A 13,326-nucleotide genomic window follows, 5' to 3' on the forward strand; every position below is an offset into this window, starting at 1 on the left:
CACGCGCCATCCCGGTCCCGCGTGCGGTGACGGTCCTGTCTTACGCCTTCGCCGCGTTGCCGGGCGTCAGCTTCACCGTGGCTGTGGTCTGGCCATCGCTGCCAGCGGCCCAAGCAACCGCGCCGCCGGTGATGTCACCGGTAGCCGGTGTCGCAGCGGAGTCATCGAACGCGCCAGCGCCGCTGTTGGCGCTGACGTCAAAGACGAGCTTCTCGCCCTGGACGAAAACCGCCGCAGAGACCTTCGGCACGGTAAATACGCCCTCCACCGCCACGCTTCCGGTTGCTCCGGCCGCGATCGCTGCGAGCACCACGCCGATGCAGTGCCCCAGCGCCACTACCTGTCCACTGACGACCGCGTTTCCGGTGCTGTTGGTCCAAGGGATAACGTCACCCTTGCTCACGTAGTTCTTTGCCATGTTCCTGTCCTCGATTCGTGCGAGGCCCGAAGACCGCGCTTGTTTGGAATGGGGCTTGCTGCCTTATGCGCCCGGGTTCTTGTTGATTCCGCGGAATCCGATCGCCGCGACGCCGTAGCGGTGAACAACCTTCCAGGACAGGCCATCCGTTCGGAAATTCTTCTCCTGTTCCAGCGTGGGTTCCTGCACGCCGTCCAAGAATGCAACCTCGAAAACGGGCTCAATGCCGGGCGCGGCGAGCATGTACCAGGCAGTGCCCGACAGGCGGACGGAATCAATGACATCCGAGAAGATGCCGCGCACGACGTTCGGCTTGCGCTGATGCTTCTGGCTTTCATCGTTGTATTCCTGGGCGTTGATCTCGCGCGCAGTGCTGCCCAGCGAAAGCGGGCCCAGAAACAAGTCCGGAACGATGTCGAGGTAGTCATTGCCGCCGACATCCATCTGCTGGGCCATTTGCTGGCGCCCGGCATCGATCAAGGAAATCGTCGGAGCACCACCTGTTCCGGCGATGTTCCCGTGGCTGGCATGGAACAGCGGGTTGCCATCGCTCATCGTCGGGCCGTTGCCGCTGTTCAAGGCGAACAGCGCGTACACGTCCTTCTCGATCGTCCGACCTGCGGCTTGGCCCAAGGCCTGCGTCGGGGTCGTGAAAGCGCCGAGGTCATCATTGACCAACACTTCCGGGGTGATCTGCAGGATGCGACCACGGCGCTTGCCTTGGATGGTTTCCTTGGCGCCGTCCGACAAAACGCCATTCTCGTACTCACCGGCTTCGTTCACCGGCTTCAAGTCCGAGAACGAACCCATGTGGTAGCGGTTGTGGGGCCGGTAATCCGACAGCGTGCCCGTCGCGCAGAAGCGACGCCAGGTGAACGGCTGCGTACGGTAAGCGGCCAACAGCATCTTGTGGAGGGTGTTCTCCAGCAAGATCGGGAAGTCGCTGGTGGTTTGGGCTGCCAAGACCTGGGCGGCGATCTGGTCGCGCGTCATGCTGCGCGTATTGATGCCCGCGCGAATGAGGGAATCCTCGGCCAGACTGATCAACGAAGACCGCGCTGCGGGATTACCCTGGCGGGCTTCATCGGCTTCGCGACCAGAAAGATGGCCGGCGCGCGCCAGAATGCCCTGCACGGTCCGTGCCATCACGGCGTCGCGCTCATCGCGGCCCGCTTCAACGCGCGGACTGCCAGCGGCTGCAAGCGGGGAAGCGCCGTTGCCCATTCGGCCAAGCAAACGCGCCTGCGCCTGCTCGATGGTCATGCGCGGGTCGGCCAGGCAGTCCGCCTCGAGCTCCCGGATGCCGGGAATGTCATGGAACCCGGCAAACACGCCACGAAGGGCGGTGTTACGGGATTGGAGCGAAGCGATCACGTCCTCGGTGCCGGTTGTCGCCGGGGACTGAGAAACGGGGGCTGCAGTGGCTTGCGCAGGCGGAGTGGCAGGAGCCGGCGCGCCATTGTTGCCCGCCTGCGCCAGGATCAGATGGCACTTTTGTTTCATGGTCGATTCCTCGAGATGGGCATAGATGGCCCGCTGGTGGCCCTCGCGGAGCGAGGCAAAGGCAGACGGCGTGGTCGTCGTCTGGATTCGGTGGCGCAACGTCTGGGCGAGCGGCGCGGGTGTGCTGGTGATGGCCTGCACATAGGAAAGAAGGGCCGCCGCTGCTACGGCATCACTGGTTGCCGCTTGCTCCGCTGCGATCACCTGATCAGCCAAGCCGGCGGCCACAGCCTCAGCAGCTGTGAACCAATGATCTTTGCGGTCGTTCAGCATCGCAGAAATGCTGGCAGGATCAGCCGCACGCGCAGCGTAGTTCGTCTGCATGGATGCGGCATACGTATCGAGGACGTCCGCGCGGTCACGAAGGTCCCCAGCAAAGCCCCAGGCGCCAGACTGGGGACCGTGCAGCATCATCATCGTATTCGCATGCATGCGGCGCGTAGCGCCAGCCATGACAATCAGCGACGCGATGCTTGCCGCGATCCCATCGACCGTGACATTCACAGTCGCACGGTGCTGAGTGAGCGCGTTGTAGATGGCCAAACCATCAGTGACCACTCCACCGTCCGAGTTGACTCGAACGTTGATGGTGCTGGCATTGATCGCTGCCAACTTTTCGACGACGCTTGCGGCGGTGACGCCGTCGCCCCAGAAATAGTCTCCTATGGGACCGTAGATCAGGAGCTCGGCCTCGCCAGCGTCGTTTGTGCTCAAGGCCAGTACTGACTTGCCGCGTGCCTCGGGCGCGACGGTGTCCAGATCGATGTTGTCGAGCGCGAAGATGGCGCCCAGGATGCAAATGCTCAGGGTGCTGCGTTTCATTGAGTATCCTCGTCAGATGCTGATGTGGGCTTTGCCACCTGGTTCTGTTGGGCTGTGCCGCTGTCGGCAACCAAAGCCGGATCCGTGTCCAGCACGATTCCCAGTTCGCGTGCCCACCGGCGCTCATGCTCAATCTGCTCGAATGTGTCGTACATCCGACCACCGCGTTCCGCGATCACGGCGGTCGCGCTCTTGAATCCGGAGCGGACCATCGTTCGCAACGCTTGTGCTTCATGCACGGGGTTTATCCAGGGCATTGGCGGCGGCAGGTAGTCGGCACTGGCCGCGCTCTGCGGCGTCACCCCTGGCGGCAAGATGAGTTCACCTGACGCCACCGCGATGTGCACGAATCTCTCGTATACCGGCCGGAGCATCTGAGAGACAAATTCGTACGCCAGCACGCCATAGGCGCCGTACTGTTCAACCAGCTCTTGTCGTTGCGCGCTGTAGGTCCCGTTGTAATTCTTCGCCAGCGTGGAGAAGGAAATGCGCATCGGAGCCGCGATGGCTCGCAGCTGACCGTTGCGATACGGTTCCAGATTGGGATTTGGCCGCTGCGAGTCGATCGATTTGACGTCCTCGCCAGACACCAGATTGTCGAACACCATTCCCGGCTGAAAGCGCATCCTTCGGTCGGCCTTGGGCGCGGTCTCCGGGTCATACATCGTCGGATCGCCCTTGATGATGACGGCGGCCATGCTCGCTGCGATCTTTGCAGCAATGCGCTCACTCTCTTCGTAGTCTTTGAGGTCTTCGATGCGAGTGAATGTGCTCGCCAAGATACTGATCCCGCGAACCTGGCCGATGCGATCGACTGTTCGAAGGTGACGGATTAGGTCGGCAGAAACGCGCTTGGTTTCCGGGACGTATGAATCGGGGTCGCCTGGATGCTGCCGGTACACGTGATACGCCACCGGCCGGCCCCACGCATTGCGCTCGACGCCTTGGGTGATGCGCCGTGCCCTGTCATCAAGCTCGAGGGGCACGAGGTCTGGCTCCAGCAACTCGAGCGAGAACGGGACTGCAGAGCCGTGCTCGAGATACGGAACGCTACCCCGCAGCTCCTGGACAAAGCATTCTCCATCTCTGAGCCAAGTTCGGCCGAGTAGCCTTTGGCAACTCGCCCAATCATGCATCCAGGTCACTTCGGGCCGCTTCGACCAAGCCGCATAGAGCGGCATAATCTGATCCACAACGCCCTCGAGGATGTTCCCTTCCGCGTCCCGCGGCGTCGGCACGACATTGATTCCGGCGGGACCGATGATGTTCTGGATCACCGAAGAGAGTCCGCCGCTGATGATGTCGTGGTTGCGGTCTAGATGACGCGCCTGGTTGCGGAGGCGCGTTCCGGTCATCTGCACAACATTGTTCCCGCTGCCCATCTCACGCGATTGACGGCGCAGGTGAGTCGTTTCCGCAGCCTCATAAGCTTGGCCATAGGCCATCGCGCGCATACGACTGCGCGCGCGCGCAGCTGCCCAACCAGGTGCAAGCTGCATGAGTACGCGATCGAACGCGCTAGGCTTCATTCGATCCACCCCTGCCCTTCGCATCCGCCGGATCGACCGGAGAAGTCAGCGATAACGACACCGGGGGTTCCACCCGCTGCTGCCACGGCTTCGTTGGATGCTTTTCGGAGCCACTTATCCAACTCGCTGCTAATCCAACTGGCGTCCGCAAGGGTGAGAACGCGTTCGCCAAGGCGCACGGACTGGCCTTCGAGCACGCGTGTGTACGCGGACTTAAGGAGAGCGACTTGATCGGTGGCGAAGGACATGGGACAGCATGCTGATAGGCCGAGTGCGGGAGTTCTTGGGGAAACTCCCGCACTCCTAGCAGGCTGGCTGCGTCGGCTCGTCTAGCAGGCGGTAGAGTGTTCGGCGGTCGATCCGATACTTCTGGCAGAGCTTTCGGATGGACATTCCGGAGGCCATGTCAGCGCGAATCTGCTCGACTGGGTAGGTCACACCGGAAGGGATGTATAGGTCTTGAGACGGGTACTCTTCAACGAGGTAGGCCACCACCGCGTCGACGATGTGCCGAATGCTGTCTGTATCTGCGCGAAGTCGAAATGCAGCGGCTACGGTGAGCTCGTCGGCCAACTCATTCACCCTCGCCTTTTTTCTGGCCGTGTTCCGGCTCACAGGCGGGAACTCCACCGATCCGAACCAAGGGCTTCCTCTTCCCGACTCGTGGGCAATGTTCCACGGGAATCCGCGACCTCCCCCACGGAACGAGTTGGGTGTGTTGTTTCACGGGAATCAGACACTGCTGGTGGAACCGCAGTAAATAGGTCGTCCTCAGGCTGCACCTGTGCCTCCAATTGGTCCCACCATTTCGCCCGCCGCGGCGACCAGAGGTCCAGCCGTTCTTCCAGCCAGATGGCGTAGGTGACGCAGTCTTTGACCTCCACGCGTTTGCGGTCGGGCGTCCATCGAGTAGCGGTGCCTCCGCGACCCCGAACCGTTGCGCGGGCCTCGCCCGCCAACTGCTTGAACCACTCGTCACTGCACTGGTTAGAAAAGTGGACGTAGCCTGGACCTGGCGCTACGACCTCAAGGCGCGCCTGGAAGCGGTCTTTCGCCAGGTTGGTGCCGACATGCCACAGAATGGGCCCATGCTTCTCACTCCGGCCGTTCCACTTGTAGCCCACCCTCGTGTTGCCATTGTCGATGCTGCGCTCGGTGCCGCTGGCCCCCTTGATCGCGTGGACGCGCAGGGCCTTGAGCTTGTGCGCGAACGCGTACACGGCATCTGTATGGTGGCCGCCCGAGTCGATAGCGGTGGCGAAGATGCGTTGTGGCCGGCCGCATGCGTGGGTGTACTCCTGGGTTCGGAGAAATTCCTCCGTCTCATCCCAAACCTCTTGCTGTGCGGGATTTCCGAAGAACACGCGGTGATCGATCGTCCACATCTGACCGCCACGACCGAGGCCCCAAACGCCCAGCTCGATTCGATTGTCCTGGGTGTCGGCACCTGCGAGCAGGAGTAGGCAATCGCGAGGAATATGGCGGAGCGAGAAAGGTTCAGCCCTATTCTTGAGCTCTTCGGCTTCCGTGCGCTCTACCTCACCTTCCCAGACAACACCTTGAGTGGTGTTGACCCACGCCTTCATCTTGGTGTTGTCGCCCTCGAGCAACTTGGCGTACGCATCCAGAAACTCGCGGACAACTGTCGTCCACGCGACCATCGGGCTATATGCCGTCCAAACGTGGACGGCCACGTGGTAGGGCGGAGGAACTATCTGGCCGTCTGCCGTGGTGAATGCCCAACGATCTGATTCAACCTCCCGCCAGTACAGGTCACCGCGCTCGTTGACCCACTCGCCTTGGTCGGCCAAAGCAAGAAACTCACTCTGTCGAAGCGGGTAGGTGCAGTGCGGGCACATATGGAAGACGTCGGCCGGATTCTCTGGATCGAACTTGAATCCGTGCGCCTCGTCCTTGCCTCCCCATGTCAGCGCGTGGCGCTGGTGGCACTGCGGACAGGACACTTGGTAGGTGAATCGCTCGTCTGCGGACACCCATCGCTTGTCGATCAGACATTCGCCCTTTTGCTTGGGCGTGCTGCCGCAAACAAACTTCGGGAACGTCGCGCCTTCGAGGCGCTTGAAGGCCAAGGTGTCGGGTGCGCCTTCTTTCTCCACATCGTTGTCGAAGGCTGACAACTCGTCCATGTATCCGCAATCGATGGACATGTCGCGATAGTTCTTGGCTGCCTTTCCACCCTTGATGCGCAGCAGCGAGCCTATGAACTTCTTCTGGTCGAGCGTGTTGTCCTTGTGACGGGCCAGGTACGCAGGGAACACGCTGCGCATGCATTCCACGTCGCGCAGCATCGGATCGAGGTCGGCCTTGACGAAACTGGAAGCGTCGTCGTCGGTGGGACGCCAGATGCACTGGTTCCGCCGACGATGCTCGGCGTTGTAGCCGATCGCAGCCAACAGCATTTTTGTGTAGCCAACGCGGGCCGATTTTTTCACCGACACACAGGGCACGTCGTCATGCGACATCAAGGCAAGCAGTCCGCGCTGGAACGACCAGGGAGTCCAGTGCTGCTCCACGTAGCTGGATTCGGCGGACAGGTAGAAGTTGTCTCGTGCCCACCACTCCAGCGTTTTTGGCTCTTGCGCACCCCAGGCAGCCATGCCTTTGCGGAGGCTATTGGCCACGGCTGTTAGTTGCAGGGGGTCGACACCTTGCAGCAGGCTCACGCAGCTTGATCCTCATCGACGATGTCCACGCTGCTGATGCCGCTGTCCTGGTCGTCTGTATCGACCTCGGCAAGGTTCATCTTCGCGACCAGGTTGCGTGCTTTGGCCACCACATCCGCAACGGCGGCGATGTCGTCTGAAGTCAGCTGTGGTTGCCGGCGCCGCACCAAGCCCGGGATGGTTTCAAGAATGCGCCCGGCTTTGGCGCCGACGCGGGCAAGCACCTCCTCCAATAGATAGGCAGGTGCCAGCTCGCCGCGTGTGACAGCGTTTTGCATCGCGATCTTGTCGGCCTGCTCCTTCGCCAGGCGCGCGCGCTCGGCGGCGAGCTCAAGACTTGCGTCACCTCCCCGGCCTGCGGCCACGCTGCGGAGGTGATCGCAGTATGCAAGCAGCCATTCGTCTGCACTGGCGCCGTCGACCAGGATCTTGCGTTGCATCAGCAGGCTCACCGCCTGCTGCGAAATCCCCACCAAGTCGCCAAACTGGGCTTGGCTGACAGGGGAAGAGAGGTCAGTTACCACCACAACCCCCCTTGAAAACCCCTGTGACTAGCGAGAAATCGGGGTCCGAATTACCCGTGGCAGGACCCTCTGGGGAGGACCCAAAGCTGAACAACCCGAACGAACTGAGCTCCGCAGGAGGGTGGGGGGCGAGATGGCGGTGGCGGTCCTGCGCTCTCATTGGTCCACCGCTGGCACGAGTCTGCCGTCGCTATCGATGTCAGCCTTTGTGCCATCCGGCAACACGGCCGTGATGTCTGGTTGGCATTCGCACGCTCGACCCATAAGGCGGGGGCAGTCTTCGCTATGAGCGATCACGATCTCAATTGGGTCGCGCCCCGCATAGGACAAAGCGCCAGTGATTGCCCTGGCGAGATAGTTGGGGCGAATGGGACGGCTCATGCCTCCTCCCCGCCGCCTTGCGTTGAACGCGGCGTTGAACGCGCGGTTGAGCGCTCACCGCCCCCCATATATGAGCCTCCTTCGGAGGCTCTATATGGGGGGGCGTTGCCAGTGTCATCGGCGTTAACCGCTGCGTTGACCGCGCCATTGACCGCAGCGGATGGCGAAGCAGTCAACCAAACTTCCACTTGACCGCGGTGTTTCGTGCGCATCGGCTGCTTCGAAATGCGGCCCGCCTGGTGAAGCGCGTCGAGCGCCGCGTGGAAGCGGCGCGCACCTCGCCATTTGTCCTGACCGAACGCTGATTCGTACTCCGCCAAATGCTGCACCGCCTTGTGGCCGGGGTGGGCCCCGGTGGTAGCGGTGTTGACCCAGAGACTTCGTTCGGCTGCTGCGTTCAGTACGGCAAGGGCAAGAGCGCCATCGTCGTTTGCCTGGTCCCGCTCTGCGCGATCCATGGGCGTCAGTGGAACCAGTACGCCATGCGTGTTCCACTTGAGGTGGACGGGGTCTGCGCACTTGCCGAGGTTGTTCTTCTCGTGGTGCAGTTCCACTGTGCCCGGGTCTTTGCCAGCCACGATGGCCATGCGAGAACGAGCGCTGTTGTGCCAGGCAGTGCTGCCGCTATAGGTGTTGCCGTTGGCACCGTTTCGAGCGGCCGATTTGTCGATGTGGGCAAGCAGGACCAGCCCGGCGTTGTGTTCACGGGCGATACGCGAGAGTGCCGTCATGAACGTTCGAACAGACTGACGGTCGTTCTCATTCCCGCCGTACGCGTCACTGGCGTTGTCGACCACAATCAGATCGGCGCCCTCGCAAAGCTCGCGAACTTGCGCGAGCAATTGGGTCTCGACCATCGACCGGATGCCGAAACTCGAAACTTCGGACATCAGAGCAGCCCTGCCGTCGGGGCAGTCAAACACGCGAACGCCCGTTTCGACGCGACGCTCGTCAAGCCCATAGCTCTCGCACACTCGCCTCAGGCGATAACGCACCAAGTCGCCCGGATCTTCTAGGCTCAAGTAGATGGACCGGATCGCGCCGTCGGGCGTGAGCCCTTGCCATGGCTGGCCACATGCGCCGTGAGCAAGTAGTTGCAGCGTGCTGATACTTTTGCCGGCACCGCCGTGACCACCCCACAGAGTGACTACGCCACGGGGAACGACAGGGTGAACTGCATACCCGACGGTGCTGGGTGGCGAGTCCATGAATGCAGTGAGAGGGACGTCACGCAAGCCTGTCGGCGCTTGTTCAGTTCGCCGTGCTCCGTCCAAGAGCGCCGACGCTTCTGACAAGAGCACGGATGATTCGCGACCCTCAGGGCTTAGCGCCGCATTGAGGATATCGGTGCCGATATCGACGAGTCTGCGCAGGCGCGACTTTTCGAGAACAATCTCGGCGTAAGCCGAAACGTTGGCGGCACTCGGCGTGTTGGCCGCAAGGTCGATCAAGTATTCAAGGCTGACCCGTTCTTGCGTGGCGCCTGCCTGGCTCGAAAACCAATCGCCAAGGGTTACAGCATCAAATGGCTTGCCGTGTGCGGCAAGCTCAGAGATCGCCCGAAAGATGTGCCGGTGGTCTCGTCTATAAAAGTCGGTCTCCGCTAAACCTCCGACATCTTCCCAGGCATCCTGGGACAGCAGCAGACCGCCGAGGATCGCCTGCTCAGCCTCAACCGAATGTGGCGGGATCAGCCGCTCCTCTGCATACGGACGCGAAGTCGGCCGGCCGTTGGGCGCGGTGCCCTGGCCCGGTGGCTCAATGGAGTTCAATCATGGCTCCGCAGTTGCAGTTCTTGCTGCACGTCATGTAGGGCAGAGTCTTCGATTCTGCGTTGCTCGCAGATAGCGATAGCCTGTTCCCCGGGCTCAATCCCAGGCTCGTCTAGTGCTCGGCGTGCGACTTCCATCGCTATGCGCGCTGAGGTGTGCTTGTACGCCGAATGGCGCAGGGCACGATACGGTTTGCCGCAAGCTCCCCCTGCCCCCATAGCACTACGCCTCCGGTTCCCCGTACACCACCCGATCCACTTCCGCCTCAAGTGCGAGCACGGCTGCGATGACCTCGCGACCCTCTCGTTTGATGCGGGGGGCGTGTTGGCGATCCTCTGGACCCAGCCGGCCATCGGCCAACGCCGGACCAAGTGCTTGCATCAGATGGCCGTACTCCTGGAACAAAGTGGAGACGCTGGCCACCGAGAGCATTTCGGCGGCCGGCATGCGCACGGCGAGCATGCCGCGGCGAACCGCCAGAGCCTGCTCGCACTCATCGCGGTATGGCTGCGGCAAAGCGGTGATCCACGCATCGAGTAGATCAGCGGGCAGCGACTTGAGCGTACCGTCGAGGTAGCGTCCAAGGATCTGACCGTTGTGCTTCTTGTCATCCTCGACCTTGCCGCCAGTCGTGATCCGAAACGCGTGGGTGCGATCGTCCTCGGCCGTCATCATCAGGTAGCGCTCGGCTACCTCCATGGCAAAAGATCGTCGGTTGGAGCCAGTCTCGCGAAGCATTCGCTCGGTGATGGCATAGAGGACCGACTGGGCTGGTGGCAGAAAACGGATCCCAGGCTTCATGCGCGAGGCTCCGTGGTTCCCGCAGAGTTCGGTTCATGTCGAACGTCCTGCCCTTCCCCACCCGCCCCCGGTACAGCGTGCTGCGTGCATTCGATGCGGCGCTGGGCGTCGGTGCCGTTGTGGCAGTGTTCTTCGAGCCAGTCATCGGCCCCCACCATCAAAGACAAGCCGATGGCCAAAAAGGTGGCGGCAGCAGCGAGCCACAAGAACATGCCCGCATGCGCCACTGCGTTCGTCCGTCTCTCGGGCAAGGGGCCACGCAGGCGCCTGGCAGCCGAGGTATTGACGACCATGCTTAGGATTTCGGAGTCGGTGAGGGTTCGCCGTGCGCGCGGCATGTCAGGCGGCCTCCGAGTCTTGCTTCCAGAGGTCTGGGCGCAACGAGGACCTGGAAACCGTCCCTGGCCCGATTTCAGTCGTCGCAGCCTCAATGTCCTTGGCCAGTTCTGCGCTGGCCCGTTTTCCCCTCCAGCCTGTGGCTACCTGCCACAGATATCCCTCTGATTTTCCAAGTGCGCGAGCGAGCCGCCGCTTGCGGTCGGGGTTCGAAATAAAGGAAAGAAGGTCCATGGGGTCAGAATTTAGCCACGAGCTAAATCCATATGTCAAGCCGTTGGCTAAACAAGCGCGTTTAGCTGCGGGCTACGCTGGCTGCATGGACGCCTCGACATCCCGCACTGCCAACTTCCGAGATCTTGTCGACAAAAGCACTTCTCAGGGGCGCACAAAGAAACAAGTTGCCATCGAGTTCGACATTAGTCCGTCTTTCTTGAGTCAGTTGTATGGCGGCAAGAAGATTGGTGACGATGTTGCACGCAAACTGGAAATGGTCCTTAGGCTTCCGCGCGGATGGATGGACCTTCCACCAGAGCACCGGCACCAGGGCGACAGCACACACTCGATCCACGGCGCGTCCCCGCCGCAGCGTGAAACGTCTCAGAACGAGCGACTTAGCTCAAAGATACTCGCATCGTCCGTAAAGGTCGTTCGGCTCGCTTGCCAGGCGCTGGAAATCCCATTCGACCCTGAAAGCACAGAGGACGCGGCAATCGTCCTACTTGCCTACGACTACCTCTCCTCACGCAGTGAGACTGAGGTCACTGCGGACAATGTCGTCTCATTTACGGGGCATATCAGACGCGTGTTGCAAGAAAGGGGGATGGATGGAAACGCACAAGGGTCTCGAAGCGCTCGCACAGGCGCTCGCTGACAAAGTCAAAGCAAGGACGCGGAACAAAACAGCTCCCGTCCTTCGCCTTGTTTCGCGCGCACCAGCGCGCCAGTTCGATCCAGCAACGCGTGATTTCATACTTCGGCGCATACGGTTTTTGCGTGCTCGGTACGGGCTAGCTTGGCTGGTGGATCAGCACCAGCTTTCGTCCGCATCGGTAGAGCACCTCGCTGACCACGCCCTGGCTGCCTTGCTCGCTGACCTAGAACGCGGGCGTGAGTGCATTGCTGATGGAATCTCCTTTGACGATGCCGAACTGGTGCGCGACACGTCGAGCCACATCATTGAGCCCTTCACGGAGTTGCCATGAAACCTGCTAGCTTCGCTGTTCTTTTGATCGCTTTTGGTGTTGCTGGCTGCAGTGAACCTGCCTCACCCGAACGAAAAGCCGAGGCAACGAGAAAGGCGACAACCGAGTCCAAGCCGCGCGATCCGCGGAAAGCAATCAGTGAGTACGTTTTCGAGCCGTACGACAAACGGGAATACCCGAAGCTGTCAAAAAAGCTCGGCAGCGCCTGGCCGCGCATCCAGCCACTACGTGAAGCGGCCGCGCTGAGATTTGTTAAGTCCGGCCGATGCGACTTTGTCGAACTAGCGGAAGTGTCAGAGAGCCGCTCGACGAAGCAGAACATTACCGTGTTTGTGGATTGTCGAAATCGCGAACGACTGTATGTCTCTGAGGATGACCTGAACGAGAACAGGGCACTTTCCCCCCAGTCCGATCGCGTCATAAGCCAAAGCGTCGCTATCGACGCCTGTGCTGACGCAGCCAAGTCCAGAGCGACTTTCCCTTCCTTGGTCAACGCGCACACATGGGCTGGCGCCCGCTTCTCATCCGACAAAACCACCGGCGGCGCGCGCGTGCTCTTGGATTTTGAGGCGACCAACGCCTTGGGCGTTGAGTTGCCATACACAGCGAATTGCACCTTCCCGGTGGGTGGCCCGGCGGAAATAACAATCATCGCGCGATAATTTAGCTGTCAGCTATTGACAAATGATTTAGCTGCTGGCTAAATCCGTCCCGCACCCACAGGTGCGGGCGACCGGCGAGTCGTCAGACCGCCGGTCCCCCTTCCGGCATAGGCCTTTCCCCGGGCCTACCCGACCCGCCGGCGCCCTTTCCTTCCAGGAGAGGACGCCATGCAGTCTTTGCCAGAGCCATCACGCGAACCAGTCGGGCAAGCTCGTTGCCACGGCACCCGTGAGCACCAGCAGCACCTGTCCGAGGACAGCAAGCAGCCGGGCGCGCCATGTTCTGCGCTGCAGGTAGTCACTCCACTCAACCAGCGCACTGGCGCCAGCAGGAGTGAGCACGATGCGACTTCGCAGGGAAAAAGAGCCCAACTCCGTCCGGGCATCCGACAGCAGGCCGGCATCCAGCAGTTCGCGGGCAATGCGGGTGAGGGTGCCGCCCTCGCTGGCAAAGGCGTCAGTCTTTGCGTGGGCGGCGGCTTCCAAAGCGCTGACGTACATCTTCAAGTTGATCTTGTCGTCGATCGGGATGCTCATCGGTGTCTTCCTGGCCTACCTGATCGGCCGATGGTCGCACAGCCATCGGATGGAGAAGGCCTGCCGCACGCCGCCATCCGCTGCCTGCGCAGCTGCACCTCGGCCGACCACGCCCATGCCGAAGGACTGCGTCATGGACACCAGAGACGCCC

At 61.5% G+C, this 13,326-nt stretch carries 11 protein-coding genes; 2 read left to right on the top strand and 9 right to left on the bottom strand.

Features of this window, described 5'->3' with window-relative positions; all coding sequences use genetic code 11:
• Nucleotides 1-40: 40 nt before the first annotated feature.
• The 8 genes from B5X78_RS06275 to B5X78_RS18740 form a co-directional block, all read right to left on the bottom strand.
• Nucleotides 41-418 carry a DUF2190 family protein gene (locus B5X78_RS06275; RefSeq protein WP_079723571.1) on the bottom strand — a complete coding sequence of 126 codons (378 nt, stop codon included), beginning with the start codon at nucleotides 416-418 and terminating at the stop codon, nucleotides 41-43.
• 63 nt (nucleotides 419-481) lie between these two features.
• Complete coding sequence (locus B5X78_RS06280; RefSeq protein WP_079723572.1) at nucleotides 482-2,743, bottom strand: ClpP-like prohead protease/major capsid protein fusion protein; 2,262 nt, start codon at nucleotides 2,741-2,743, stop codon at nucleotides 482-484.
• Nucleotides 2,740-4,272, bottom strand: a complete 1,533-nt coding sequence (locus B5X78_RS06285; RefSeq protein WP_229730829.1) for a phage portal protein — start codon at nucleotides 4,270-4,272, stop codon at nucleotides 2,740-2,742. Before B5X78_RS06285 ends, B5X78_RS06280 begins: the two co-directional genes overlap by 4 nt.
• 611 nt (nucleotides 4,273-4,883) lie before the next feature.
• Entirely contained in the window at nucleotides 4,884-6,956 is a 2,073-nt protein-coding gene (locus B5X78_RS06300) for a phage terminase large subunit family protein (protein WP_217698641.1), read from the bottom strand.
• Nucleotides 6,953-7,480 (bottom strand): terminase small subunit, encoded by a 528-nt coding sequence (locus tag B5X78_RS06305; RefSeq protein WP_217698642.1) that lies wholly within the window; start codon nucleotides 7,478-7,480, stop codon nucleotides 6,953-6,955. Before B5X78_RS06305 ends, B5X78_RS06300 begins: the two co-directional genes overlap by 4 nt.
• Nucleotides 7,481-7,857: 377 nt before the next feature.
• Nucleotides 7,858-9,633, bottom strand: a complete 1,776-nt coding sequence (locus B5X78_RS06310) for an AAA family ATPase (RefSeq protein WP_079723576.1) — start codon at nucleotides 9,631-9,633, stop codon at nucleotides 7,858-7,860.
• A 222-nt stretch (nucleotides 9,634-9,855) separates the two neighbouring features.
• Entirely contained in the window at nucleotides 9,856-10,434 is a 579-nt protein-coding gene (locus B5X78_RS06315; protein WP_079723577.1) for a hypothetical protein, read from the bottom strand.
• Entirely contained in the window at nucleotides 10,431-10,646 is a 216-nt protein-coding gene (locus tag B5X78_RS18740; protein ID WP_079723578.1) for a hypothetical protein, read from the bottom strand. The genes B5X78_RS06315 and B5X78_RS18740 overlap by 4 nt, the downstream gene beginning before the upstream one ends.
• A 951-nt stretch (nucleotides 10,647-11,597) precedes the next feature.
• Between B5X78_RS18740 and B5X78_RS18785 the strand changes: the two genes are divergently transcribed.
• A complete protein-coding gene (locus B5X78_RS18785; protein WP_229730830.1) occupies nucleotides 11,598-11,975 on the top strand; it encodes a hypothetical protein in 378 nt (125 codons plus the stop codon).
• The gene (locus B5X78_RS06335) at nucleotides 11,972-12,637 is read left to right on the top strand and encodes a hypothetical protein (protein WP_079723581.1); all 666 of its coding nucleotides are present in this window, start codon (nucleotides 11,972-11,974) and stop codon (nucleotides 12,635-12,637) included. The genes B5X78_RS18785 and B5X78_RS06335 overlap by 4 nt, the downstream gene beginning before the upstream one ends.
• A gap of 189 nt (nucleotides 12,638-12,826) precedes the next feature.
• Here B5X78_RS06335 and B5X78_RS06340 read toward each other — a convergent pair whose 3' ends face one another.
• A complete protein-coding gene (locus B5X78_RS06340; RefSeq protein WP_079723582.1) occupies nucleotides 12,827-13,174 on the bottom strand; it encodes a hypothetical protein in 348 nt (115 codons plus the stop codon).
• Nucleotides 13,175-13,326: the final 152 nt, after the last annotated feature.

The sequence above is a fragment of the Pseudoxanthomonas indica genome (genome assembly GCF_900167565.1).
GTDB classification, from domain to species: Bacteria; Pseudomonadota; Gammaproteobacteria; order Xanthomonadales; family Xanthomonadaceae; genus Pseudoxanthomonas_A; species Pseudoxanthomonas_A indica.